The sequence below is a fragment of the Rhodoligotrophos defluvii genome (assembly GCF_005281615.1).
In the GTDB taxonomy this organism is placed as follows: domain Bacteria; phylum Pseudomonadota; class Alphaproteobacteria; order Rhizobiales; family Im1; genus Rhodoligotrophos; species Rhodoligotrophos defluvii.
The window spans coordinates 101,721-127,800 of sequence record NZ_SZZM01000007.1 but is presented as its reverse complement, the minus strand read 5'-3'; the positions used below and the strand labels follow the sequence as shown (position 1 = coordinate 127,800).

22 protein-coding genes are annotated in these 26,080 nt (G+C 64.0%); 10 read left to right on the top strand and 12 right to left on the bottom strand.

Annotation, left to right across the window (positions count from 1 at the left end; all coding sequences use genetic code 11):
- Positions 1-392: 392 nt before the first annotated feature.
- Positions 393-632 (top strand): DUF1127 domain-containing protein, encoded by a 240-nt coding sequence (locus E4P09_RS23155; RefSeq protein ID WP_137392026.1) that lies wholly within the window; start codon positions 393-395, stop codon positions 630-632.
- Positions 633-726: 94 nt separating this feature from the next.
- On the opposite strand, the gene E4P09_RS23150 is transcribed toward E4P09_RS23155, so the two are convergent.
- Positions 727-1,623 carry a 50S ribosomal protein L11 methyltransferase gene (locus tag E4P09_RS23150; protein WP_239025331.1) on the bottom strand — a complete coding sequence of 299 codons (897 nt, stop codon included), beginning with the start codon at positions 1,621-1,623 and terminating at the stop codon, positions 727-729.
- Between the two features lie 595 nt (positions 1,624-2,218).
- On the opposite strand from E4P09_RS23150, the gene E4P09_RS23145 reads away from it, so the two are divergent.
- A complete protein-coding gene (locus E4P09_RS23145; RefSeq protein WP_137392024.1) occupies positions 2,219-2,884 on the top strand; it encodes a hypothetical protein in 666 nt (221 codons plus the stop codon).
- A gap of 676 nt (positions 2,885-3,560) precedes the next feature.
- Here E4P09_RS23145 and lexA read toward each other — a convergent pair.
- Together lexA and recA are read right to left on the bottom strand one after the other, a co-directional pair.
- Positions 3,561-4,268, bottom strand: a complete 708-nt coding sequence (gene lexA, locus E4P09_RS23140) for a transcriptional repressor LexA (protein WP_137392023.1) — start codon at positions 4,266-4,268, stop codon at positions 3,561-3,563.
- A gap of 439 nt (positions 4,269-4,707) precedes the next feature.
- On the bottom strand, positions 4,708-5,781 hold the full coding sequence (recA, locus tag E4P09_RS23135) for a recombinase RecA (protein ID WP_137392022.1): 1,074 nt from the start codon (positions 5,779-5,781) through the stop codon (positions 4,708-4,710).
- 604 nt (positions 5,782-6,385) lie between these two features.
- Between recA and E4P09_RS23130 the strand changes: the two genes are divergently transcribed.
- A complete protein-coding gene (locus E4P09_RS23130) occupies positions 6,386-7,816 on the top strand; it encodes an alpha,alpha-trehalose-phosphate synthase (UDP-forming) (RefSeq protein WP_137392021.1) in 1,431 nt (476 codons plus the stop codon).
- Here E4P09_RS23130 and otsB read toward each other — a convergent pair.
- Complete coding sequence (gene otsB, locus E4P09_RS23125; RefSeq protein WP_137392020.1) at positions 7,753-8,706, bottom strand: trehalose-phosphatase; 954 nt, start codon at positions 8,704-8,706, stop codon at positions 7,753-7,755. The genes E4P09_RS23130 and otsB overlap by 64 nt on opposite strands.
- Positions 8,707-8,917: 211 nt before the next feature.
- Between otsB and E4P09_RS23120 the strand changes: the two genes are divergently transcribed.
- Complete coding sequence (locus tag E4P09_RS23120; RefSeq protein ID WP_205042266.1) at positions 8,918-10,432, top strand: aldehyde dehydrogenase; 1,515 nt, start codon at positions 8,918-8,920, stop codon at positions 10,430-10,432.
- A gap of 56 nt (positions 10,433-10,488) precedes the next feature.
- Here E4P09_RS23120 and E4P09_RS23115 read toward each other — a convergent pair whose 3' ends face one another.
- The 4 genes from E4P09_RS23115 to E4P09_RS23100 form a co-directional block, all read right to left on the bottom strand.
- Complete coding sequence (locus E4P09_RS23115) at positions 10,489-11,361, bottom strand: beta-keto acid cleavage family enzyme (protein ID WP_137392019.1); 873 nt, start codon at positions 11,359-11,361, stop codon at positions 10,489-10,491.
- 73 nt (positions 11,362-11,434) lie between these two features.
- Positions 11,435-11,803: a response regulator gene (locus E4P09_RS23110; RefSeq protein ID WP_239025330.1), complete on the bottom strand. Its 369-nt coding sequence runs from the start codon at positions 11,801-11,803 to the stop codon at positions 11,435-11,437.
- A gap of 76 nt (positions 11,804-11,879) precedes the next feature.
- Entirely contained in the window at positions 11,880-13,724 is a 1,845-nt protein-coding gene (gene ilvD / locus E4P09_RS23105) for a dihydroxy-acid dehydratase (RefSeq protein WP_137392017.1), read from the bottom strand.
- Positions 13,725-14,048: 324 nt separating this feature from the next.
- Positions 14,049-14,495: a YidB family protein gene (locus E4P09_RS23100; RefSeq protein ID WP_338049022.1), complete on the bottom strand. Its 447-nt coding sequence runs from the start codon at positions 14,493-14,495 to the stop codon at positions 14,049-14,051.
- 180 nt (positions 14,496-14,675) lie between these two features.
- Here E4P09_RS23100 and E4P09_RS23095 point away from each other — a divergent pair, with 180 nt between their 5' ends.
- The 3 genes from E4P09_RS23095 to E4P09_RS23085 all read left to right on the top strand — a co-directional run bounded on the left by E4P09_RS23095 (position 14,676) and on the right by E4P09_RS23085 (position 16,521).
- Positions 14,676-14,927, top strand: a complete 252-nt coding sequence (locus E4P09_RS23095; RefSeq protein WP_137392015.1) for a GlsB/YeaQ/YmgE family stress response membrane protein — start codon at positions 14,676-14,678, stop codon at positions 14,925-14,927.
- Between the two features lie 182 nt (positions 14,928-15,109).
- On the top strand, positions 15,110-15,694 hold the full coding sequence (gene idi, locus E4P09_RS23090; RefSeq protein ID WP_170984599.1) for an isopentenyl-diphosphate Delta-isomerase: 585 nt from the start codon (positions 15,110-15,112) through the stop codon (positions 15,692-15,694).
- Between the two features lie 104 nt (positions 15,695-15,798).
- Entirely contained in the window at positions 15,799-16,521 is a 723-nt protein-coding gene (locus E4P09_RS23085; RefSeq protein WP_137392014.1) for a haloacid dehalogenase type II, read from the top strand.
- A gap of 41 nt (positions 16,522-16,562) precedes the next feature.
- On the opposite strand, the gene pncA is transcribed toward E4P09_RS23085, so the two are convergent.
- From pncA to gltX, 3 genes are all read right to left on the bottom strand, one after another.
- Positions 16,563-17,210, bottom strand: a complete 648-nt coding sequence (pncA, locus tag E4P09_RS23080; RefSeq protein WP_137392013.1) for a bifunctional nicotinamidase/pyrazinamidase — start codon at positions 17,208-17,210, stop codon at positions 16,563-16,565.
- Between the two features lie 50 nt (positions 17,211-17,260).
- Positions 17,261-18,565, bottom strand: a complete 1,305-nt coding sequence (gltA, locus tag E4P09_RS23075) for a citrate synthase (protein WP_137392012.1) — start codon at positions 18,563-18,565, stop codon at positions 17,261-17,263.
- A 157-nt stretch (positions 18,566-18,722) separates the two neighbouring features.
- Complete coding sequence (gene gltX / locus E4P09_RS23070) at positions 18,723-20,150, bottom strand: glutamate--tRNA ligase (protein ID WP_137392011.1); 1,428 nt, start codon at positions 20,148-20,150, stop codon at positions 18,723-18,725.
- Between the two features lie 149 nt (positions 20,151-20,299).
- Between gltX and E4P09_RS23065 the strand changes: the two genes are divergently transcribed.
- Entirely contained in the window at positions 20,300-22,573 is a 2,274-nt protein-coding gene (locus tag E4P09_RS23065) for a ComEC/Rec2 family competence protein (RefSeq protein ID WP_137392010.1), read from the top strand.
- Between the two features lie 12 nt (positions 22,574-22,585).
- On the opposite strand, the gene E4P09_RS23060 is transcribed toward E4P09_RS23065, so the two are convergent.
- Positions 22,586-22,822: a (2Fe-2S)-binding protein gene (locus tag E4P09_RS23060; RefSeq protein ID WP_137392009.1), complete on the bottom strand. Its 237-nt coding sequence runs from the start codon at positions 22,820-22,822 to the stop codon at positions 22,586-22,588.
- Positions 22,823-23,233: 411 nt separating this feature from the next.
- On the opposite strand from E4P09_RS23060, the gene E4P09_RS23055 reads away from it, so the two are divergent.
- Positions 23,234-24,505 carry an imelysin family protein gene (locus tag E4P09_RS23055; RefSeq protein WP_137392008.1) on the top strand — a complete coding sequence of 424 codons (1,272 nt, stop codon included), beginning with the start codon at positions 23,234-23,236 and terminating at the stop codon, positions 24,503-24,505.
- A gap of 128 nt (positions 24,506-24,633) precedes the next feature.
- A complete protein-coding gene (locus tag E4P09_RS23050; RefSeq protein WP_205042265.1) occupies positions 24,634-26,070 on the top strand; it encodes a di-heme oxidoreductase family protein in 1,437 nt (478 codons plus the stop codon).
- The last annotated feature ends 10 nt before the right edge of the window (positions 26,071-26,080 follow it).

Sequence of the window (26,080 nt, the reverse complement as noted above, 5' to 3'; positions counted from 1 at the left end):
CTCGACCGCCTATCGATTGGGCAGGCTCACATCGGCAGTGCCCCTCGGGTAAGTTAGGCAAATCTATGGCAGACGAGACTGCTTTTCGGCCGTTCAGTTGCGGGGCCGTTTCACGACTGCTTCTAAATTGCGCGAAAACTGCCGTCATGATGATCACCACTCCAACCAGCGGGTGGGATGTTAACGAGGGATTAACGAGACATGCGCGAAACGCAATGCTGCGATGCAAACAAGCCGCTGGCGAGTGCACCATGGCCACGCCTATATAGCGCGTGGAACAACGCGGTGGGGTTCTCTCCCAGACGTGTAGCACCGGGGGCGGTGCACCTGGTCCGCAGCCGAAAGGCCGTTCGCGGATGAGAGACACCGTGCAAGATGCGATGGAGAATGAAATGAGTGTCATCAGTTTCGAAAAGGACCGTTCGGTCAATGGCCGTTCTGTCCGCGCGGGGGGTGCCGAGCAGGCTTCCTCCGGCTTTGCCGGCCGGATCCTGGCCCGTGCGAAGCGTTATCTGGAGCTGTCCCGCGCCGAGCGCGAGCTCGACCAGCTGGACGACCGGCTCCTGGCCGATATCGGCCTCAACCGCGGCGATATTCGCCGCATGGTCTGGGGTACCGAGGCTCAGCGCTAAGCACCGCCGCTAACGGTATCGGATCGCCAGCGCTGAGTTTCTGGTCTGGTGGAGCGGTCGATGCGACCTTACGCCAGGCGGACCGGACACTGGGTTAAGGACAATGCCTCGAAGCACCGCTTCGGGGCATTGTTCGTTTGCGGGGCTTGCCAAGCACCAGTGTCGACCAGCCGTCGATGCGGATCCTGCGGTGCAGCAACAATCCGTGCGGACGATAGGCGGCGAGAATCCGCGCCTCCTGCGAGTGGGTGAAGCCAGAGAGGATCACGCGCCCCCCCGCCGCCAGCAGCGCGCACAGGCCCGGGGCCAGCGCCTTGAGCGGCTGGGCGAGGATATTCGCCATAACGAGCCGGTAGAGGCCGCGGCTGCGGATGAGCGGGTGCGACAGCCCAGGCGCACAGCGTGCCGCAAGCTGGGGGCCGACCCTGCATTTGATTGCATTGGCTGAAGCTTGCGCCACCGCAACCGGGTCGATATCCGTGGCGAGCACGGGCAGGCGGGTCGCTTGCGCATAGGCGATGGCGAGAATTCCGCTGCCGCAGCCCAGGTCGAGCGCCGGGCTCAGCCATCTGCTGCACGGCGCCTGCTCTTTCAAAAGTTGGTCGAGGGCCGCAAGGCAGCCGCTGGTCGTGCCATGATGGCCGGTGCCAAAGGCTAGGCTCGCCTCGATTTCTATCGCCTTTGTGCCCGGCGGCGCGCGTCCGCGATCATGCGCCCCATGAACGAAGAATCGGCCGGCCCGCACGGGGGCCAAGCCCTTTAGGGACGCCGCCACCCAGTCCCGTTGCGGCAGCGGCGCCAGCGACCAGGGGCGCCCCGCGAGCATGGGAACGTCTGCCGTATCCGGTGGGCTTGCAAAATGCGCCTCCACCCGCCAGCACACTTCGTCCGCCTCCTCCACCAGCGACACCGAAACTGGGGCCGGCTCGAGCAGGTCCATCTCATCGGCCAGCCGATGAGCCTCGTCCAATGGCAGATTGCTGACGGTCAACACATGCATCGAGGCGCTTATGGCCCGCCGTTTGGCCTCGATCAAGCTTTCGAAGAGCGCGATGTGGCTTGCCGGCCCGGCGCATGCGCCGCACAGCAGAGCGACAGCTGAGTGCCCGCAACTGGGCCATGCCAAGCTTCCGCAGCATTCAGCTCAGCTTGTTGCCACAGCGCCCGCCGAGATTTTGCCCAGTGGCAATCTCAGTGGAGTGCGAAACTATGCTTGGCTTAATCCCCATCACAGTGTTGGGAAGAGTCATCACGGAGTGGCGGCGCGCGACGGCGCCGGCCGATGAAACACCATCGTGCCGGCAAACCGAAGAGGCCGCGGCCGGCGATGCCGGCGCATGCGGACCGGGGCTCCCGATGTGGGATAAGCTTCCCTTTATCGACATCTGGCCGTTGATCTGATTGGACACGGAGGCTGTACGCGTTCGCCGGGATCATTTTCTTTGATGCCCGGCAACGCGGCTTCGCGTTCCGGGTGTAGTTTGGCACCTGTGGCATCTTTCATGGCCATGGGAGCGATCCAATGCCTTCGCCTTCTTGCCCAAATGGCTAGTTATTGGCTCCCCCCGTCCTAAACGGGAGCGCAAATGATGATGCACCAACTCGCTACAGCCGCGGAGTTGTTCTTTCCCATTCGACTGCTCGTAAAGCTCGGCTTCAGCCTGTTTGGCGGCTCCGACGCCGACCAAGACCACGTGGGCGCGCCAAACGAGACCGCCACCGCCGTCGAGCTTCCGCTTGCCCCGGCGGAACCATCGCATGAGAACGCGATTCCCGAGCAGCTGCCGCTCGTCGCGCCTGCGATCCTGGCAGTCGCCGACGACAGGGCTTTCGCAAACGAAGAAGACGAGACGGCCGAGGCTTTGCCATCCGCAGGAGATGCCGGGATTGCGGAGGCCATGCTCTCCGCGCTGGTCCTATGGTCAGGCCTCGAACCTGAAGAGGAAACAGCTCGGCAGGAAGCGGCAACCACAAGTGCAGACCTGCCCGCCCAGCCTGCGACGGCACATGAAAGCACCGAGCGGATGCCTGTCTATCATCCCCATCTCGAATTGCCGATCAATCCCGCCCTGCTTAAGAAGATTTGCGACGGCCTTCACGCCATCGGCCGCCCTTGTTCGGCGATGGCCCTTGCAAGCCGCGTCCGCACGCCCAAGCAGAACGACGAGAGTGACCTCCGCGAGGAGACCCATGGCGAATTTCATTCCGCTCACGCCGCCGAGGGAACGTCGGATCTCCTGGTTCTCGCCTGAGCCTCGATTGGCGGCGTGACCCCGCGTGGTGCGCTCGCGACCCGCGTTCCCCAAATTGCCTGTTCCCCTCCGGGATCAATTCCCAAAGCATTCTCGAGCGAAGGGGATGCCGGTTCGCGTGAAGAAAATGCGACCAAGCAAGAACCTGAAGCGGTTCCGCGATTCAAAGAAAAGCGGAACAGCTCTAGAACGGGATGATGGTTCGTTGAACCGCCATCCCGCTCCAATCCTGCGAATCCCGCGTTGGGCGTAGTCCTTCTCCGAAAACCAGTGTCCGCGTTCCCCTCGTGGATCTCCGGTTCCCTGGCGCAGATCGTTGGCCTTGCCTGGTGATCACCCCAATGACCACGCCCCGTCGAATTGAGGAGCGTGGGGATGGCCCCGCGCCCCTTCCCTAATGGAGCCGGACTCACACCTCTCGATTGCGCTCGGGGAGTTGAATACGACGGGCGGACTGTGAAGGCTGCTCGGCAGCCCGCATCAGTGTCTGCTTTGGCCCTGACGGCCCAGCGGAGCCAAGCCATGACCTTTTTTCCAACGACACCAGCAACTTGCGTCACTGCCGCGCGCGGCAGTCCACACAGAGGCCATGACGGAAAGCCAGCGGTATCTCGCTACCTCCCTTGAGCACAAGGCATCGCACGCCCCAAAGCTCATAATGCGGCAATCCCCAGCCCTAATACCGCCGGATCAGCGCGACGAGCTTGCCCTGGATACGCACCCGGTCGGGGCCGAAAATGCGGGTCTCATAGGCCGGGTTCGCGGCTTCCAGAGCGATGGAATCGCCCTTGCGCCGAAGCCGCTTGAGGGTCGCCTCCTCCCGGTCCACCAGAGCAACCACGATCTCGCCGTTATTGGCGTGATCGGCGCGCCGGATAAGAACCGTGTCACCCTCCAGTATACCCGCATCGACCATGGAATCGCCTCTGACTTCTAAGGCGAAATGCTCGCCGCTTCCCAAGAGATCGGGCGGCACGGCGATGTTGTGGGTATGATCCTGAATCGCATCGACCGGCACGCCGGCCGCGATGCGCCCCATGACCGGAACGATGGCCGGGGTCAGCGAGTCCTTGTCGCCGCCCGCCGTGGGGCGCACCTTCCCCAGAGATCCTTCGATCACATTGGGGCTGAAGCGCTTGGGTGCAGACGAACCCAGGCTGCCCGCATGGCTATCAGGCAGCCGGACAACTTCGAGCGCCCGTGCCCGGTGCGGCAAACGGCGAATGAAGCCCCGCTCTTCCAGAGCGGTGATCAGGCGGTGAATGCCGGATTTGGACCGCAGGTCCAGCGCCTCCTTCATCTCCTCGAACGAAGGCGGCACACCAGCTTCCTTGAGGCGCTCGTGAATGAACATCAGAAGCTCGTGTTGCTTGCGCGTCAGCATATCAGGCCAATCCCGGCTGGCGAGCGGCGAACGATTTGAAAACGGCCGCCGACTCGAAAGAGAACAAAGACGAAACCCTTATACGCGTTCTATATATGTTCGGCAAGGTTAAGGCGGCGTAAATTTGCAGGCTCGAAGCCTTGAAAGCTGCCCAATCCCGCCCACGGTCTGGCGGCCCCAGCACAGGGAGATCCGCAATAAGGGGCGGGCGGGTCAACCATCGGCATGTCGCAAGAGATCGAGCCGAACCGTCCGGAGCCGATCAGCATCCGCCCGACGCCGGTCGGCCCGAAAAGACCGGCGGTCGTGACATGAGCAACCAACGACCGAAACACAACCACGATCGGGGGCGCCCGCACGGCAGCACCCGACCTCACGAGCATCATCCCGCCGCTTGGACCGGCGTGATCGGCAACAGCCCCAAGCCCGGGCGGGCTGCTCAATCGAGATCGACCGCGTCGCTCTCCTCGCCCCGCAAGAGCGAGCTCGCCACCAGCCCCGCATTGCTCCGGATTGCCTGCTCGATCTGCGCCGCAATGTCCGGGTTGGCCTTTAGAAAACTCTTGGCGTTCTCCCGCCCCTGCCCGATTCGCTCCGAATTATAGGAGAACCAGGAGCCGGACTTCTCGATGATGCCGGCGGTGACACCGAGATCGAGCAATTCGCCCGTCTTGGAAATGCCCTCGCCATACATGATGTCGAACTCCACCTGCTTGAACGGCGGCGCCACCTTGTTCTTGACCACCTTTACCCGAGTCTGGTTCCCCACCACGCTGTCCCGGTCTTTGATCGCGCCGATCCGGCGGATATCCAGACGCACCGAGGCGTAGAACTTGAGCGCGTTGCCGCCCGTGGTGGTCTCGGGATTGCCGAACATGACGCCGATCTTCATCCGAATCTGATTGATGAAGATCACCATGCAATTGGACTTGGAAATCGAGCCCGTGAGCTTGCGCAGCGCCTGACTCATCAGACGTGCCTGCAGACCGGGCAGGCTTTCGCCCATTTCGCCGTCGAGCTCGGCCTTGGGCGTGAGCGCGGCGACCGAATCGATGACCAGGACCTCGATGGCGCCCGAGCGCACCAGCGTATCGGCGATCTCCAGCGCCTGCTCGCCCGTATCCGGCTGCGAAATCAGCAACTCGTCGAGATTGACCCCCAGCTTGCGCGCATAGACCGGATCAAGCGCATGCTCGGCGTCGATGAACGCACAAATGCCGCCGCGCTTCTGCGCCTCGGCGACCGTGTGAAGCGCGAGCGTGGTCTTGCCCGACGATTCCGGTCCGAAGATCTCGATCACCCGGCCCCGCGGCAGGCCGCCGATGCCGAGCGCGATGTCGAGCCCCAGCGAGCCGGTCGAGACGGCTTCGGTCTCCACCGCCTTGTCGCCCTGCCCGAGCTTCATGACGGAGCCCTTGCCGAAATGCCGCTCGATCTGTCCGAGGGCCGCTTCGAGCGCCTTTTGCTTGTCCATCGCCCCGCTCTCGATCACCCGTAATTCTGGTCTCGACATCTGGCGCTCCTTATTTCACATGCGTCTGTGCCGCGCAACGGAACCGCGTGCACCCCGCAAGTGTACGCATTTTGTTTCATTTTTGTTCTGTTGACAAGTCCCTTCGCCGGAGCAGCTCCCATGGGATGGGTGGTTCTTGTGGAAATCCCGTGAACGGGGTCGGGTGCCGGTTCGAGGGGCGCTGCAAGTACAATCAGACGCCAGTGGGGAGAGAGAAGCGCGGCACCCGACCCCTCTCCGCACCATCGGCGGAGCCGGGAGGGGCGGAGATGCTTGGCGGCAATGGACCAGATCCAGGCCGCTGCACCGTTGAGACGGCGCAACCACAACCTTTATACGGTGAATATCCCCGTAATACAACTTTTTAGTGTTTGCGCAGTCCCCATGATTCCCCCAAAGATGGTCGGTGGCCAAACCAAGTCCAAAACGAGGCGTCTCGGCGGCCAGCGGGGGTCTTGCGTCTAGGTTACGGATTATTTATGCTGCATCGCAAAAGAAGAGTGGTCCCGGTAAATGTTTGCTAAGGAGTATGGAACTTTCTGATCGAAAAGCCGTTTACGCGTCAGCTCTCCGCCCACTACACGAGAATAACGGAACAAAGCAGATGCCTCGTCTCATTGTCGTCTCCAACCGCGTTGCACGATTTGGTCAGAATGAGGCGAATACCGGAGGACTAGCGACAGCGCTCAAATCGGCATTGGAGGATCAGGGCGGCATCTGGTTCGGCTGGAGCGGCGACACAGTCGACGGCGAGCCCGGCCCGCCGCGGCGCGAGGTGCACGGGCCGATCATCCGCGCCACCGTCGACCTCCAGCGCAACGAGTTTCAAAGGTTCTATACAGGCTTCTCCAACGGTGCATTGTGGCCGCTCCTGCATTATCGCACCGATCTCATGGATTTCCATCAGGCCGATTACGAGGCATATCAGCGGGTGAACGAGCGCTTCGCCGTGGAGCTGATGCGGCTGTTGCGGCCCGATGACGTGATCTGGGTCCACGATTACCAGCTGTTCCCCCTCGGCAGCCATCTGCGGGCCATGGGCGCTCACCACCGCATCGGTTTCTTCCTGCACACGCCCTTCCCGCCCTGGCAGATCATATCGGCCCTTCCCGTGCACAGCGACATTGCGGAGGCCTTGGCGGCTTATGATCTGATCGGCACCCAAACCGATGATGATGCCCAGTGCATGCGCGAATTCCTGCGCCGGGTTTTGCAGCTCAATTTCATGGGCGAGGAATCGCGCGCCGGGAAAACGCGGCTGCGGGTCACCGCCTTTCCCATCAGCATCGATGCGCGCAAGATTGCCGCCGACGCAGCCCGGGCCGCCGGAATGCTCCAGACCCAGAGCCTGCTCAAAAGCCTGGACGGGCGCGCCCTGGTGATCAGCGTCGACCGGTTGGATTACACCAAGGGCATTCTGCAGCGTATCGCGGCCATTGACCACTTCCTCAAGCGCTTCCCCGAGCGGCTCAACGATGTGAGCTTCCTCCAGATCGCGCCCCCCACCCGCGACCAGATTCCCGCCTATCGTCGGCTGCAGAAGGCGGTCGAAGAGGCGATCGGGCGCCTCAACGGACAATATGCCGGCCTCGATGGCGTGCCGATCAAATACCTGCGCAAGTCCTTCGCCCAGTCGACCCTGTTCGGCTTCTACCGTGCCGCCAATGTGGGCCTGGTGACGCCGCTGCGTGACGGCATGAACCTCGTTGCCAAGGAATATGTCGCCTGCCAGGATCCCCGCGACCCAGGCGTGCTGGTGCTGTCGTCCATGGCCGGTGCGGCCAAGGAGCTTGATGCGGCTCTGCTGGTCAATCCCCATGATCCTGCAGCGACGTCCTGCGCCATTCGCCAGGCGCTCGATATGAGCCTCAGCGAGCGGATCGCGCGCCATCGGGCGCTGATGGACAAGCTGAAGCAGAATGATCTCGACACGTGGCGGGCGAACTTCACCCGCGCCCTGGTCAGCCGCTCTCAGGAGCCGGCCGTGCCGCCCTTCGTGCCCGCCGCATCAGGCGCCATCGCGATCGCCCCCTGACGCGCCGCCGGCGCAGACGCAGCCTCGGCAGATACTGCCTTACCAGACGCTGCCTGGGCAGACGCTGCCTGGGCAGATGCTGCCGGAGGCGCTGGGGCTCTGCCCTCGGGCTGCGGAACGATAAGGCTTGCAAGCCACGCCCGGAATGCCGCGACGCTGGGCACGCGTTCATCCGCCAGTGTCCGCTGCGGGTCGCCGACCCGCAGCGCAATACCGCCAAAGCTGCGCGCCAGAGCGAAAGCATCTTCGTCGGTGATGTCATCGCCCGCAACCAGCGGCCGCCGGCCCTTGAACGGCGGCTCGGCCAAGAAGCAGGAAATCGCGGTGCCCTTGCTTGCACCGCGCGGCTTGATCTCCACCACCATCTTGCCCGGCTGCAGCCCGAGCGATGACGTGAACGGTGCGACCACCCTGGTCACGGCATCCAGCACTTCGAGGCCGAGATGCGGCACCAGGCGGTAATGCATGCCGATGGCCTTGCCCTTGTCTTCCAGCAGCACCCCGGGATGGCGCTCGGCGAAACGGCGCAACTCGTCCTTCACGGCAGCCAACGCGTCATAGTCGACCGGCAGCTCCTCGAGATCGCCCTGCACATTGCGCCGCTCGAGCCCGTGCAGTCCAGCAGCAGGCAGTCGACACGGCGCGAGCAAGGTATCGATGCTCTCGAGCGTGCGCCCGCTGACGACAGCCAGCGCGCCATCGAACGATGCGGCGAGATCGGTCAGCATCCCGCATAGCGCCGGGTCGCCCTTCACGTCTTCCGGCCGGGGGGCCAGCTCGAACAGGGTGCCGTCCAGATCGAGGAACAAGGCCCAATCCGGCTCGCGCCGGAGCCCGATCGATCCGGATTCGTCGAAAACACTGTGGTCTGCTGCGGATACTGCCATCATCGGTTTGAACTGCTGCCGCCTCGTGTGGTTCCCCTGCCAAGCGCGGCGATCCTACCTGAAAACCCCTTACAGGTGCACCCGCCACCGTCGATCGCCGTTGAACGTTTGTTCAAAACCACCGAGCGCGATCTGGACAGGCCCGAAACCCTTCGCCAAGATACCGCAGGACTCCACGGCAATGGCCGGGATAGGAGGCGGAGGAACACGAGCGATGCTGATGGAAGATGTGAAGAAGCTCGACCGCGCGGCCTGGGCCGCGCACGCGGGCAAGATCAACTTCGAGGGGCGTAATTTCATCAACGGCGAGTTCGTCGCGGCCAAGAGCGGCAAGACCTTCGAGAAGGTCAATCCCGCAACCGGCGAGGTGGTGGCAGCCGTGACCCGCAGCGACGGCGCGGACGTGGATGCGGCGGTTGCCAGCGCCCGCAAGGCCTTCAAGAGCGGAGTATGGTCGCGCATGGCCCCGCGCGACCGCATGGGCGTGCTTTACCGTTATGCCCAGCTCATCAATGAGCACGCCATGGAATTCGCCCTGCTCGACACCCTCGACATGGGCAAGCCGATCATGGACATGCTCAATGTCGACGTGCCCAGCGCAGCCCTCACCTTCCAGTACTTCGCAGAGACCATCGACAAGATCGATGGGCAGGTGACCAACACGGCCGCCAGCGAGTTTCAATACATTCTGCGCCAGCCGCTTGGCGTCGTCGGCTGCGTCACACCGTGGAACTACCCGCTGCTGATGGCCGCCTGGAAGGTGGCGCCGGCGCTTGCCGCCGGCAACACCGTGGTGCTGAAGCCCGCGGAGCAATCACCTCACAGCGCTTCGCTGATGGCCAAGCTGTTCATGGAAGCGGGCGGGCCGGCCGGCGTGTTCAACGTGGTCCAGGGGCTGGGGCACGAGGCCGGCAAGGCCCTCGCCCTGCACATGGATGTGGACAAGATCGCGTTCACCGGCTCGGTCGAGGTCGGCAAGCTTATGCTGGTCTATGCCGGCCAATCGAACATGAAGCGCGTCACAACCGAATGCGGCGGCAAGACCCCGCAGATCATCATGGCGGATACGCCGGATCTCGACCGTGCGGTGACTTATGCCGTCAACGGCATCTATGGAAATCAGGGCGAGGTGTGCAACGCGGGCTCGCGTCTGCTGGTCGACCACAAGCTCTATGACGAGTTCGTCCAGCGCTTCGTCGAGAAGAGCAAGACGGCGTTCCAGCCCGGCGACCCGCTCGACCCCTCCACCACCATGGGTCCGCTGGTCACCCGCGAGCAGCAGCAGCGCGTGCTGGGCTATATCGAGAAGGGCAAGCAGGAAGGCGCCAAGCTCGAATTCGGCGGTGGCGTGCCCCAGAGCCTGGAAAAGGGCGCCTATGTGGCCCCTACCCTGTTCACTGGCGTGAAGAACCAGATGACCATCGCCCGGGAGGAGATCTTCGGGCCGGTCGCAGCGGTCATGCCGATCCGCAGCATCGACGAGGCGATCGAGATTGCCAACGACAGCATCTATGGGCTGGCCGCCAGCATCTGGACCAAGGATCTGTCCACCGCCCACAAGGCCGCGCGCGACATCGATGCGGGCGTGGTGTGGGTTAACTGCTTCGACCACGGCGACATGACCCAGCCATGGGGCGGGTTCAAGCAGTCGGGCAACGGCCGCGACAAATGCTTCGAGACCATGCTGCACCACACCCAGACGAAATCGGTCTGGGTCCATCTCGGCTGATGTGAGGAGGGCCGGCGTGGGCGCGCGTCGGCCCTCCTCACCCGACCGGTTGTCCTCTAAAGCCCGATGATCTCCCGGGCCTGGGCGGGCGTGGCGATCGGATGCCCAATCGCCTCCACGATCCTCACCGCCCGCTCCACCAGCGCCGCGTTGCTCGGCGCAAGCTGTCCGCGGCCAAGATAGAGATTGTCCTCGAGCCCCACGCGCACATGGCCGCCCAGCACCACCGACTGGGCCACCATCGGGAACTGATGCAGCCCGATGCCGAAGGCAAACCACTGCGCCCCGGCGGGCAGCATATGCTTCATATAGGCCATGGCCTCGGTGGTCGCCGGTTGCCCCCATGGCACCCCGAGGCAGATCTGGAAGAGGTGCGGCGGAACCAGCTGGCCACGCTCGATCATGGCAGTGGCGAGGCGCACATGTCCTGCCTCGAACACTTCCAGCTCCGGCACGACCTGCGCCTCGGCGATGACTTTCGCCATCTCGGCGAGATGCCCGGGCGTGTTCATGAACACGGTGTCGCCCATGTTCATGGTGCCCATGTCGAGGCTGCAGATGTCGGGCTTCAGGACCTTGATGTGGCGGGTGCGCAGCTCGGGCGAGGCAAGGCTGGTGCCTGGCCCCGGCTGCCGCGGATCATCCGCCCCCGGAACGAAGCGGGCGCCGGTGCCCGTGGTGAGGTTGATGACCACATCCTTGTTCTCGGCCCGGATCAGGCCGACCGTCTCGCGATAAAGATCGAGATCGAGGCTCGCCTTGGTGGTCTCAGGGTCCCGCACATGGATGTGGACGATCGCCGCCCCCGCCGCCGCGGCGTCCAGTGCTGAGCGGGCGATCTGCGCGGGCGTAACCGGAACTGCCGGATTTTTCGAGACCGTATCGCCGCTGCCGGTGACGGCGCAACAGATGATGACCGGACGTGACATGGAGCGACCTCTTGATGCAGGTTTGCCGCGGAGGGGAAAAGGCGCAGGATGCGAGCGCGTCGGTGCAGCAATCTCAGGATGTCGTGCTGCGGGCCCCAATACCGCCGCACAGATCGTTCAGGATGCGCTCCACGTCCTCCGGTCTGAACGGCTTCTGCAAGGTGGGAATCGCTGCATAGCGGCCCTCGAGCATCGAGGTACCATAGCCCGTCGCAAAGACGAACGGGGTCCCGCGCTCCATGAGGATATCGGCGACCGGATAGGTGAGTTCGCCCTCTAGATTGAGGTCGAGAATGACCAGATCAAAGTCGGCGCCCTCGAGAAGACGGATCGCTTGCCCGAGGCGATTGCAGACCTCGATATTGTCACAGCCGGCCTCGAGGAGCATGTCTTCGATCAGCATCGCGACCATAGCCTCGTCCTCTACCACCAGCACGCGCACGCTATTCCCCCTGCCAACCGCTATTCCTACAGACATACATGGGAACACCCATTCGAGGCGATCCCGACTAAACCGACTAGAACGGCACGTGGCGGACCGCGCCCTTGGCCGCACTGGTCGCGAAGGCGGCATAGGCGCGCAGCGCCGTGGTGATCTTCCGGCTGCGCTTGGCCGCCGGCTTCCAGGCAGCCTCGCCCCGTGCTGTCATGGCGGCACGGCGCGCGGCCAACTCGTCATCGTCGACGGCGAGATGGATGCGGCGGCCGGGGATGTCGATCTCGATGAGATCGCCCTCCTCCACCAGGCCGATGGTGCCGCCGTCAGCCGCTTCCGGAGAAACATGGCCGATCGACAGCCCGGACGTGCCGCCCGAGAACCGGCCGTCGGTCACCAGGGCGCAGGCCGCGCCCAAGCCCTTCGACTTGAGATAGCTCGTGGGGTAGAGCATCTCCTGCATGCCCGGACCGCCGCGCGGCCCCTCATACCGGATCACCACCACGTCGCCTGCCTTGATCTTGTTGGTTAGAATGGCGCTCACCGCCGCATCCTGGCTCTCGAAGATCCGCGCGGGGCCCTTGAAGCGCAGGATGCTCTCGTCCACGCCGGCGGTCTTCACGATGCACCCGTCCTCGGCGAGATTGCCATAGAGCACCGCAAGGCCGCCATCCCGGGAGAAAGCGTGCTCCGCCGCCCGGATGACGCCCCTCTCGCGATCCTCATCCAGGCTGTCATAGCGCCGCGACTGCGAGAAGGCGACCTGTGTCGGCACCCCGCCCGGTGCAGCCCGGTAGAAGTCATGCACCGAGGCACTCTTGGTGCGCTTGATATCCCAGCGCTCCAGCGCCGCGCCAAGGTCGTCCGAATGAACCGTGCCGACCGAGGTATCCAGCAGCCCCGCCCTGTCAAGCTCGCCGAGAATGCCCATGATGCCCCCGGCGCGGTGCACGTCTTCCATATGCACGTCGCTCTTGGCCGGCGCCACCTTGCACAGCACCGGCACCCGCCGCGACAGCCGGTCGATGTCGCTCATGGTGAAGTCGACCTCCGCCTCGTGGGCGGCGGCCAAGAGATGAAGCACCGTGTTGGTCGAGCCGCCCATGGCGATGTCCAGGGTCATGGCATTCTCGAACGCCGCGAAGGACGCGATCGCACGCGGCAGAACGCTCTGGTCGTCCTGTTCGTAATAGCGGCGGGCCAGATCGACGATGAGATGTCCCGCCTCCACGAACAGGCGCTTCCGGTCGGCATGGGTGGCCAGCACCGATCCATTGCCCGGCAGGGCAAGGCCCAGCGCCTCGGTCAGACAGTTCATGGAGTTGGCCGTGAACATGCCCGAACATGACCCGCAGGTCGGGCAGGCCGAGCGCTCGATGACCTGCACCTCTTCATCCCCCACCCGGTCATCGGCGGCGGCAACCATCGCATCGACCAGATCGAGCGCCTTTTCCTTGCCCTGCAGCACCACCTTGCCGGCCTCCATCGGCCCGCCCGAGACGAACACGACGGGAATATTGAGGCGCAGGGCCGCCATCAGCATGCCCGGCGTGATCTTGTCGCAATTGGAGATGCACACCATGGCGTCGGCACAATGGGCATTGACCATGTACTCGACGCTGTCGGCGATGATCTCGCGCGAGGGCAGCGAATAGAGCATTCCGTCGTGGCCCATGGCGATGCCGTCGTCGACGGCGATGGTGTTGAATTCTTTGGCAACGCCGCCGGCCTTCTCGATCTCGCGGGCAACCAGCTGCCCCAGGTCCTTGAGGTGCACGTGACCCGGGACGAATTGCGTGAACGAATTGACCACCGCGATGATCGGCTTGCCGAAATCCTCGTCCTTCATGCCCGTAGCGCGCCAGAGCCCCCGCGCGCCGGCCATGTTGCGCCCATGGGTGGTTGTTCTGGAACGATAAGCTGGCATCCGACTTCTTCCCTGCACATCCGACGACGCGGCTTTCATGCCCGTCGCTAGTTTTGAATTAATCCAAACCCGGTTGCCGCTCCAGCATTCCCTGCAGTTGGGGTCGATCTGCCGCGGGCCTTTCGGTTAAAATAGTCGAAAATGAAAAGCTCGCCGCGTCATGGCGAGCTCAATGATTAGAACCTTTTCCCAACCTTGCCTAGAGCTTGTTGGGGACTGGCATAGCGGCTGGAATTTCGCTCGGGGCCGGCGCGGCAACGCGAAATTCGCCGCCCGGGTCGTTCAGGGCCCGGGCGGCGGTCCGATCAGGCAATCGATAGCCTGTTATTGCTGCTGCTGCTGTTGCTGGAAGATCTGAGCGATCTGTTGCTGGGTCGGCAGCTGTCCATTGGCCGTGAGCTTGTCGATGATCCCCGGCAGAGCCTGCGCGAGCTGGGTGAGCAGATCCTGAGGCTGCATGCCCGTCTGGTTTGCCAGATTGTTCACGGTTTGCGGGCCGAGCGCCTTGCCCAAGTGGTTCGGGTCGATCGGCTTGTTCGGGCCGTTGCTTATCCAGGAATTCACCGTGTCCCCGTGGCCGGAATCGACCAGCTTGTTCAGTAGACCCGACAGACCGCCAAGCAACCCGCTGTCCTGCCCGCCGCTCGCGGCAGGTGTTGCGCCTGGCGTTGCTGCGCTGGACGTCGCCGGAGCGTTGGGGTCCAGGCCGCTGAACGGATTGCTGCCAATCAACATTTTGCCGAGCAGCAAAGAACCGACCGCCACCAGCACCGGCTTGGTGAGATTTCCACCAGGCAGAGCGTCGTCAATAAGTCCCATCTTAACGTCCTCTTATCTATATTTCCACCGGATTTCTTGCATCAGTGGTAATATCACTCCCATGAGTGATTTAGGGATTCTATACGGAAATACGTTTATATTGTCCTGACACAAAACCTAAGAGGTGATTTCATGTCGGTTGTTAGTTGGATCCTTCTGGGACTCATCGCCGGGTTCATCGCCAGCAAGATCGTGAATAGGTCCGGTCACGGCCTGCTCACCGATATCGCTCTCGGGATCATCGGCTCGGTGATTGGTGGGCTGCTGTTCAGCTTCTTCGGTGCCGCCGGTATCACGGGCCTGAACCTCTACAGCCTGCTGGTGGCGACACTAGGCTCAGTCGCGGTCCTGACGGTGTACCATCTCCTGCACCGGAATCTCTGAGCTCTTATCATGCGAACTCCAGCTGTCGCCGACGATCGCCGGCGACAGCTTCACCATATCGCGCGGTTTATTGCACCAGCGCATGACAAGCGCTCGGGGCAGAGGCTATGAAGGGCGCAGGGGGCATGAACGAGGTCGTGTCGGGGACGCCACCCGCATGGCCACAGGAGGGGAAGTCACTCATGCTGATGCCGGCGGATGCCCGCGAGGCCCTGATCCTCATCGACGAACGAAATCGGCGCGTCGGCACCGCAGAGAAATACCCGGTCCACCGCCAAGGCTTGCTGCATCGCGCCTTTTCGATCTTTCTCTTCGACGGAGAGGGACGAATGCTTCTGCAGCGGCGTGCTGCGGGAAAATATCATTCGGCCGGGCTTTGGGCCAACACCTGCTGCGGTCATCCGCGGCCGGGCGAGACCACGCACCGTGCGGCCGCGCGGCGGCTCGTGGAAGAGCTGAACATCGCTGCAGATCTCTCGTTCGCCTTTCACGCCCGCTATCAGGCGAAGCTCGACAGGGGCATGATCGAGAACGAGTTCGTCTACATCTTCGGCGGCCGCGCGCCCAACGGCAAGATCACACCGGACCCTGCGGAAGCCGATCGTGTTGCGCTCCGCCCGCTCGATGAGCTGGCCCGTGAAATTGCGGCCGCGCCCCGCGCTTATGCCTACTGGCTCCGGCACTACATGGCCCACCATCGGCCCGCGCTCGATCGCCTGGCCCGCCAGGTCGCGAGTGGCGGGGCCTTTGCCCGCGTGACGCTGTGACCGTTGACCAAATCGGTCAGCGCTTATGCAGAATCCGCGCCTTCTCTTCCCTCGGAACGCCTGCGCCGCTAAGACATTGGCTGAGCAGCCATGCGGAGGAGATCATGCAGATCACGGATTTCAAGGTGCTCACCTTCGACTGCTACGGTACGTTGATCGATTGGGAAACGGGTCTGGTCGAGGCTCTGAACCCGCTCACATCCCGGCTTTCGCGGCCTCTGACCCGTGACGAGATCCTCGAGGCCTATGCCCGGCACGAAGGCGCCCAGCAGCATTATACCCCGACCAAGCGCTATTCCGAGCTGCTGGCCGTTGTCTACAAGCGGCTTTCGGAGGAATGGGCGCTGCCCGTCAGTTGGGACGAATGCGTGGCCTTCGGCCAGTCGATCAAGGACTGGCCGGCCTTCCCCGATTCTGCCGAGGCCTTGCTCTACCTGAAGGACCACTACAAGCTCGTGATCCTGTCCAACGTGGACAATGCCTCCTTCGCCGAGAGCAACAAGCGGCTGAAGGTGGCGTTCGATGCCATCTTCACGGCGGAGGATATCGGGTCCTACAAGCCGAACCTGCGCAATTTCGAATATATGCTGGAGAAGCTCACCGCCTACGGCATCACCCGGGGCGACATTCTGCACACGGCACAAAGCCTCTATCACGATCATCGCCCGGCCAACGAGCTGGGCCTCACCTCGTGCTGGATCGACAGGCGGCATACGCAGCAGGGCTATGGCGCAACCCGTGATCCCGGCACCATGCCCCGTTATGCCTTCCGCTTCAACAGCATGGGGGAGTTCGCAGACGCCCACAAGGCGCTGGTGAGGAACTGAAACCTGACGGTCTCGGCCGCCAGGTCACAGGCGAGGATGCGCTAACGGATGGTCGAAAGCACGTCATCGGGGCTGGCGAAGCGCACGCCGGCCTCGCGCATGCTCACCTCGGCAGCCTTCAGCGAGCCGTCGAGGTCGATCGCCCGGCAGGCTTCCGGCACCACGGTCACCTCGAAACCGTGAGTGACGGCATCCAGAGCCGAATAGGCCACGCAGTAGTCCAGTGCGAGGCCGGCCAGCACCACATGCTTGACGCCGTGCTCGCGCAGGAAGCCGGCAAGGCCGGTCGGCGTGCGGCGGTCATTCTCGAAAAAGGTCGAGTAGCTGTCGATATGCCGGTGGATGCCCTTGCGGATGATCAGCCGCGCCTGGTCACGCATGAGATCGCGATGGAACGTGGCGCCCGGCGTTCCCTGCACGCAATGGTCCGGCCACAGGGTCTGCGGCCCATAGAACATCTCGACCGAGGAAAAAGGCGCGCGGCCCGGATGCTGGGACGCGAAGCTCGAATGGCCGGCGGGATGCCAGTCCTGGGTGAGCACCACCGTCTCAAAGCCGGCGATCAGGCGGTTGACAGGTGCGATCACTTCATCACCCCCCGGCACCGCCAAAGCGCCACCGGGGCAGAAGTCGTTCTGGATATCGACGACGATGAGCGCCGTTCCGCCTGTGCCGGGATGTGCGGACATGTCAACGCCTCAAGCCTTCAACCGGCAACGCCCACGCCCCTCCTTGCGGTTCAGGACCGCTGGCTCGCGGGTACATAGTCGCGCTTCGGCGCGCCCGTGTAAAGCTGGCGGGGCCGGCCGATCTTCTGGCTCGGATCCTCGACCATCTCCTTCCACTGGGCAATCCAGCCCACGGTGCGCGCCACCGCGAACAGCACGGTGAACATGGAGGTCGGGAAGCCCAGCGCCTTGAGCGTGATGCCGGAATAGAAATCGATGTTGGGATAGAGCTTCTTTTCGATGAAATATTCGTCGTGAAGCGCGATCTGCTCGAGTTCCTTGGCCACCTCGAACAGCGGGTCGTCCTTGATGCCGAGAACCTCCAGCACCTCGTGCGTCGTACGCTGCATCAGCTTGGCGCGCGGGTCGTAATTCTTATAGACCCGGTGGCCGAAGCCCATCAGCCGGAACGGATCGTTCTTGTCCTTCGCCCGCTCGATGAACTTGGGAATGTTCTCGGGGTGCCCGATTTCCGTGAGCATATTCAGCGCGGCCTCGTTGGCGCCGCCATGCGCGGGCCCCCACAGGCAGGCGATGCCGGCGGCGATGCAGGCGAAGGGATTGGCACCCGACGAGCCGGCGAGCCGCACGGTCGAGGTCGATGCATTCTGCTCGTGATCAGCGTGCAGAATGAAGATGCGATCGATCGCCCGTGCCAGGATCTTGTTCTGCTTATAGGGCTCGCAGGGCACGCCGAAGCACATGTAGTGGAAGTTCGAGGCGTAATCGAGGTCGTTGCGCGGATACATGAAGGGCTGGCCGACCGAGTATTTGTAGGCCATGGCCGCAATGGTCGGCATCTTGGCGATCATCCGGCGGCTGGCGATCTCGCGCTGCCAGGGATCATGGATGTCGGTCGAGTCGTGATAGAAGGCGGAGAGCGCGCCAACCACGCCGACCATCACCGCCATGGGATGCGCATCGCGACGGAAACCGGAGAAAAACCGGTTCATCTGCTCATGCAGCATCGTGTGATAAGTGATTGCCGTCTCGAATTCCTTGCGCTGGGTGGCGTTGGGCAGCTCGCCATAGAGCAGCAGATAGCAGGTTTCGATGAAATCGCCGTGCTCGGCCAGCTCTTCGATCGGATAGCCGCGATAGAGCAGCACGCCTTCATCGCCGTCGATATAGGTGATCTTGGATTCACAGCTCGCAGTCGAGGTGAAGCCCGGATCATAGGTGAAGTGTCCCGTGTCCGAATAGAGCTTCGAGATATTGATCACGCTCGGGCCCACCGTGCCCTGGATGACCGGCAACTCGTGGGTCGCACCGTCAATGGTCAAGGTCGCCGGTTTGGTTGTGACGTGCTCGTCCATGGCTTCGCCCTTTTTGTGATGTCAAAGCAGACGGATCGAGAGCGGTGGCATTCGTCACGCGCTTACGACCGCCCCCAGCTGTTCCGAGATCCAGCCCTGGCCTAGCCGAATCCTCTGCCTATCGCAAGCACCGGCAGGTTGAGGAACTGCCTAGATTTTAGGCAGGAACGGCCTGGTCTCCAAGCCTGGCCAGGGCCTCGTCCCGTCCGAGCACGGAGAGAACGTCGAAGATGCCCGGCGAAACGGTGGTGCCGGTCAGCGCCGCCCGCAGAGGCTGTGCGATCTTCCCGAGTTTCAGTCCTTCCTCGTCGGCAAGCTGGCGCACGATCTGCTCCAGCGGACCCGGCTGCCACGCGCCCACCTGCTCCAGGCGGGGGATCAGCCGGCCGAGCAGCCGGCGGGCCTCCGTATCCAGCAGCGCCTGGGCCTTCTCGTCCAGTGCGAGGGGGCGTTCGGCGAACAGGAAGCTGGCATTGCCGGCCAGCTCGACCAGGGTCTTGGCACGCTCCTTGAGGCCCGGCATGGCTGCCAGGAGCCTTTCGCGCATGCCATCGTCGAGCTTGGCCAGCATGGCCGGCCCGCCCTCGATCACCGGCAGAACCGCGATCAGCGCATCGAGCAGGGCGGCATCGTCCTTGTGCCTGATGTAATGACCGTTGAGATTCTCCAGCTTGGTGAAATCGAAACGGGCGGGCGAGCGGCCGATACCGGGCAGATCGAACCAGGCGATCATCTGATCGAGCGACATGATCTCGTCATCGCCGTGGGCCCAGCCCAAGCGCACGAGATAATTTCGCATGGCCTCCGGCAAGTAGCCCATGGCGCGATAGGCCTCGACGCCCAGCGCCCCATGCCGCTTCGACAGCTTGGCCCCGTCGGGTCCATGGATCAGCGGCACATGCGCGAAGCCCGGCACGTCCCAGCCCATGCCAAGGTAGATGTGGGTCTGGCGGGCCGCATTGGTGAGGTGGTCATCGCCGCGGATGATGTGGGTGACGCCCATGTCATGGTCGTCGACCACCACCGACAGCATGTAGGTCGGCGTGCCGTCGGAGCGTAGCAGCACCAGATCATCGAGATCGCTGTTGGGGAACACCACCCGGCCCTGGACCTGGTCCTCGACCACGGTCTCCCCGGTCTGCGGCGCCTTCAGACGCACAACCGGCTTGATGCCCGCCGGCGCCTCCGACGGGTCCCGATCGCGCCAACGGCCGTCATAACGCGGCGGCCGGCCCTGGGCACGAGCCTTCTCGCGCATCTCGGCGAGCTCTTCGGGCGTGGCATAGCAGTAATAGGCGCGGCCGGCCGCCAGCAGCGCATGGGCGATCTCCTGATGGCGGGCGATGCGGGTCGACTGCATCACGACCTCGTCGTCCCAGCTGAGGCCGAGCCAGCGCAGTCCCTCGAATATGGCGTCGATCGCCTGGGCGGTGGACCGTTCCCGATCGGTGTCCTCGATCCTGAGCAGCATCTTGCCGCCGGTGTGGCGGGCATAGAGCCAGTTGAACAGAGCCGTGCGTGCGCCACCGATATGGAGATAACCGGTGGGCGAAGGAGCAAATCGGGTCACGACACTTGTGGACATCACATGGAATCCGGCTGGTGCATCTGGAATGCGCGGCGCTAGCATGGTGCAACGCGCCCAATAGCACGCGACGCCAGGCCTTGCAAAAGTCCGATACGGCGCGCGGTGCCGATCGGGTGGTTGTCTGATCGCAAGGCCTCGGGGGCGCCATGGCGATGGACTTCATCGGCGGGCTTCGCAGCTCGCGCGCTGCCCTTTCCGGGCAGCTGGTCTGGCTGCGGGATCAGGAGGCGCGCCGGCAAGCGGCCGGCGCCGTTTGGCGCTGGCTCAACCATGCCCTCATGGAAGAGACGGCCGCCGCGGTGCTGTGGTGCCCGGTGTTTCTCGCTGCCGGAATCGCGCTCTATTTCGCCTTGCCGTTCGAGCCCGATTGGCGCCAGACGCTGGCGGTGGCCGTTGCCGCCATGGGCCTGCTGGCGCTCTCGATCTCCTGCCGGCGCGCCGTCGCGGTAACCTTTCTCGTGGCGCTGGTCTGTGCAGGATTTGCCCTCGGCAGCCTCCGAACGGCGCTGGTGGACACGCCGAGCCTGATCTGGGCAAGCCACATGGTAACCCTGACCGGCACCGTCAGGCATGTGGAGGGCGAGCCGGGCCGCAGGCGCATGGTGGTGCTCGACATGGAAACGGTCGAGACCCTGGACCACGATGACGTGACCGGCGGGCGGCCGTTGCAGCGGGTGCGCCTCGCGGTCGGCAAGGCCGGTGCCGCGCTCAAGGCAGGCGCACGGATCAGGGTGAAGGCGCGGCTGTTCCCCCTGGCGGGCCCGGCGGTGCCCGGCGGTTATGATTTCGGTCGGTCCCTATGGTTTCAGGGTATCGGCGCGACCGGCTTCGCCATGGGCGAGGTCAAGGTTCTGCCTTACGAGCCAGGTCTCGTACGGCGCCTGTACGTCTCGGTGGAGCGGCTGCGCGATACGATCGGCACCCGGATCCGCGCCGTGCTGCCTGGCGCGACCGGCGGCCTGGCGGTGGCCCTGGTCAATGGCGACCGCAGCGGCATTCCCGCTCAGGTGACCGAGGCGTTTCAGATCTCCGGCCTCGCCCACATGATCTCCATCTCGGGCATGCACATGAGCATGATCGCGGGTTGCGCCTATGGGCTGGTACGGGCCCTGCTCGCCCTGCTCCCGCTGGCGGTCGCCTGGCCCGTCAAGAAAATCGCGGCAATGGCCGCCTTGGGCGCTGCGACCGGCTATTTCCTGATCTCCGGCCAAGCGGTCGCCGCCCAGCGGGCCTATATCATGATCGTCATCATGCTGATGGCCGTCCTGCTCGATCGCCCGGCCATTTCCATGCGCAACGTGGCGCTGGCGGCGATTGTGGTGCTGCTGATCTCGCCGGAGACGGTGCTCTCCGCCAGCTTTCAGCTGTCGTTCCTGGCGGTGATCGCGCTTGTCGCCATGTTCGAGGCGGTCAATCACTATCGCGCAAAGCGGCTGCAGATGCCGATGGCCGCCCCCTCCGGCTGGACCCGGCGCGGTCTGCGCCTGTTTGGCGCCATGGTGATGATCGATCTGATCACCACGGTCACTGCCGGGCTGGCGACGGCGCCGGTCGCCGCGTTCCATTTCCAGCGGGTATCGGGCTACAGCCTGCTCGCCAACCTGCTGGGCGCACCGGTGCTGGGCCTTTTGGTCATGCCCTTTCTGCTGGTGTCCTTGCTGCTGATGCCGGTTGGCCTCGAGTTCCCGCCCCTCGTGGTCGCCGGCATAGGGATCGACGGGCTCATCCGCATCGCCAACGCCGTGGCGGCCCTTCCCGGAGCAGCCAGCATGATACCCGTGCAGCCGATCGGCGCCATTCTTCTGATCCTGGCTGGCATTCTCTGGCTCTGCCTCTCCCGAACGCTCCTGCGATTTGCCGGACTTGCGCCGATCCTTGCCGGCCTCGCCCTGGCCCCGCATGGGGCAAGGCCGGATCTCCTTGTCGAGCGAGAGGGCCGGATCATCGCCTTGCGCAACGAGGCGGGCCTGCTGGCCCTGAGCGATGGGCGGCGCGGCCGGTTCGCCGCCAAGGTCTGGCTGGCGCGGGATGGAGACGAAGCAAGCCACGGTGACGCCGCGCGGCGTGAAGGCCTGGCCTGCGAGAAGCGCAACTGCACCGGCCTATTGCGCGGAGAGATCGCGCTGGCCTATGTGAACGAGCCTGATGCCTTGCGGCTGGTCTGCCGACACGCTCGGGTGGTGATCGTCCCCTTCCGTGCCGACAATCGGGATTGCCCCTCTGCGGAAGTCTTCATCGACCGGCGCGTTCTGCTCGCGGAAGGCGCTCATCGCATCGACAGGGAAGCCGACGGCCGCCTCACCGTCGCGACCGCCCGCCGCGCCGCCGGCAGGCGCCCGTGGGTGATCGAGAACCATCGCCAAGCCTGGGCGGCGCGCGCCCTTCGGCACGGCCGCGACACGCCTAGGCCGGGGCCCTGACCGACGGCCCCATCAGGCGGTCCGTGCCAAGGGATAATCTTCCTCCAGCACGAGCTCGACGCCGAGCTCGTCGGCAGCAGCGATCAGCTTGCTGACATGGGGCAGGCACGACCCGCATTTGGGCCGATAGCCGATGGCGCGATAGATGAGGCCAGGAGTGAGGACTCGCATCGGGTCTGCCGTGCGCAGCTCGGCGATAGCCCGCTTGATCTCAAGCGAGGTGATGACATTGCACGAGCAGACGTACATGCAGAAGCCCCAAGAGTGCGCTCCGGCCGCGCGCCGGACGACGCATCACGAAACCGATGCCAAGTCCTGTATCGCGACCCCGCTAATGTTGCAATAAAAAGTTGGGAATTCTACGCCCCGGGCACAAGGTCGCAGCAACATTAGAACTAATCTAATTCCAAGACCCTGAATCCGTTGGACAATTATGGCCAGCTCTGCCACATGGTCGGGGGTGGCGCGTTTCTCGGCGCGTCGGCGCGACGACGCCTATGGGCGTACGGATAGGCTCCCTTCTTTTGCCCCGGCCGATCGGGGTTGAGGTTCCGCGAACGCGGCAAACGAGGCCTCGAGGGATGGAGCACCTCAATATTCGGCCATGATCAGGCCCAATATGAAAGCGATGGAACGGCAACCAGTCCGAGGGAAATCACGATGAGGCATCTCGTTAAATTGGCCGGCGCGGGGCTCGCCACGCTCATGCTCATGTCCGGATCGGCGGGCGCCGTCGAGGTCAAGGATGTGTTGACCAACTACGCCGATATCGCACAGGCAGCCTACGAGGACTCGCTCAATGCGGCCCGCAGCCTCAACGAGACGGTGAAGCAGTTCATCGCCACGCCAACCCAGGAAAACCTGAACAAGGCGCGCGAGGCATGGATTGCCGCGCGTGTGCCCTACCAGCAGACCGAGGTCTTCCGCTTCGGCAACCCGATCGTGGACGAGTGGGAAGGCAAGGTGAATGCCTGGCCGCTGGACGAAGGGCTGATCGACTATGTCGACCAGGCGACCTATGGCAGCGAGTCTGACGAGAACCCGCTCTATACGGCCAACATTATTGCGAACAAGACCATCACCGTGGGTGGCGAGACGGTGGATGCCTCGACCATCACCCCGGAGCTGCTGGAGCAGCTGCAGGAAGCCGGCGATATCGAGACCAATGTGACCACCGGTTATCACGCGATCGAGTTCCTGCTGTGGGGCCAGGACCGGAACAGCACCGGCCCCGGCGCGGGCGACCGGCCGCCCACCGATTTCGATATGGCGAACTGCACCAATGGCAATTGCGACCGGCGCGCCGCCTACCTCCAGGCGGCAACCGACTTGCTGGTGAAAGACTTAAGCGACATGGCGGACGCCTGGAAGCCGGAGGGGGACGCGCGCAAAGCCGTGCTGGACGGCACGCCGGAAGACGGCTTGCGCGCTATGCTGGTGGGCATGGGCAGCTTGTCCTATGGCGAGCTCGCGGGCGAGCGCATGAAGCTGGGCCTCTTGCTGCACGACCCGGAGGAAGAGCACGACTGCTTCTCCGACAACACGCCCGCCAGCCACTATTACGACGTGCTGGGGATCGAGAATGTCTATCTCGGCCGCTACAAGCGCATTGATGACAGCGAGGTGAAGGGCGCAAGCCTCTCCGAGCTCGTCGCGGCGAAGAGCCCCGCAGTGGACGAGGATCTCAAAGCCAAGCTGAGCGTCACCCTTGCCGCGATGAAGGCCATCGTGGAGCGGGCGAAGAGCGGCGAGCACTATGACCAGATGCTTGCGGCCGACAATGCGCAGGGGAATGCTGTCATCGAGGCCGCAATCACCGCACTGCTCAACCAAACCCGCTCGATCGAGGCCGCCGTGGAGACGCTCGGGCTCAAGGACGTCGGTTTCGAAGGATCGGAGAGTCTCGACAATCCCGAGGCCGTGCTGCAGTGAGATCGACTCGGTCACGGGGCGGAGACGGACCGATGCTGGTCCGTGAGGGGCTTCGTTCCGCTTTATCACGCCTGCTTGCTTTCGCCTGCGTCCTCGGCGGATGCTCTGTTTGCGCCTTCGCAGCCGGATTGCCGTCCCCAGACCCCTCGCCGAAGACTGAGCTTCTGGCCGACTGCGCCGTTCCCGAGTACCGGCCATCGGAAGCCTTGCCAGGGGGTGCTGCCACATCGCTCAGTCCGGCGGACCGGAACGCCTTTTCCCATTCCTCCGCCAACCTGCCGTTTGCGCGCGAGTTCGATTTCAAGATCGGCAACGGCGTCTTCCGCAAGCAATGGGTATCGGCGCCCTCTTCGACCACCGCTTCTGATGGGCTGGGGCCGCTCTACAATGCCCGCGCCTGCCAGAACTGCCATCTGAAGGATGGCCGCGGGCGTCCCCCGGCCGTCGGCAATGCGGACGACCGTGCGGTATCGATGCTGCTCAAGCTCGGCGTGCCGCCGCGGAACGAGGAGGAGCGCGCAAAGCTCGCGGGGGCGAGCCTCGGCAGCATCCCCGATCCGGTCTATGGCGCGCAATTTCAGGAATTCGCCATCCAGGGACATCAGCCCGAAGGACGCCTGGCGATAACTTACCAGGAACTGCCGCCCATCACCCTACCCGGTGGCGAAACCGTAACCTTGCGGAAGCCGCGCTACGAGATCCGCGAGCCGCGCTATGGACCGCCCTCCCCCGACCTCATGACCTCGCCGCGGGTTGCCCCGCAGATGATCGGGCTCGGGCTGCTCGAAGCCATTCGCGAGGAGGACATCCTGGCCGGTCCGGAGATGCCGGCCGCCAAGGCAGAAGGTATCGTCGGCCAGCCCAACCGGGTCTGGAGCCCGGCCAACGGCCGAGTGATGCTGGGACGCTTCGGCTGGAAGGCTGGCCAGGCCACCATTGCCGATCAGGCGGCGGCCGCCTTTGCCGGCGACATGGGGCTGTCCACGCGGCTCGTGACTGCCCACGCGGGCGACTGCACCGCGCATCAGAAAGACTGTCTTACCGCACCGAACGGGGCGACGCCGCGGCGCGGCCCGAACGAGGTGGCGGACTCCATGTTCGACCTGGTGGTCTTCTATTCCCGAAATCTGGCGGTTCCGCAGGCGCGCAACGCTGGAAGCCCTGAGTTTCTTGCCGGGCGCGCGATTTTCTACCGCAGTGGCTGCGCTGCCTGCCACAGGCCCAGCTTCGTCACCGGCAGCGGCCCTGACATTCAGCCGGAGCTTGCCGGCCAGACCATCTGGCCCTACACCGACCTGCTGCTGCATGACATGGGGCCCGGCCTCGCCGACGGATTCCGCGAGAGGGCGGCGGACGGACGACAGTGGCGCACGGCCCCTCTCTGGGGCATAGGCTTGACCGAAACCGTTGCTGGCCATAGCACTTTCCTGCATGACGGTCGGGCACGTAGCGTGCTGGAGGCGATCCTCTGGCATGGCGGTGAGGCCGAGACGGCGAAACAGAGGGTGATCACATTGTCGCCGGAGGAGCGTGCAAGCCTGCTGGCTTTCGTGAACGCCCTCTGAGCTGCGAAGG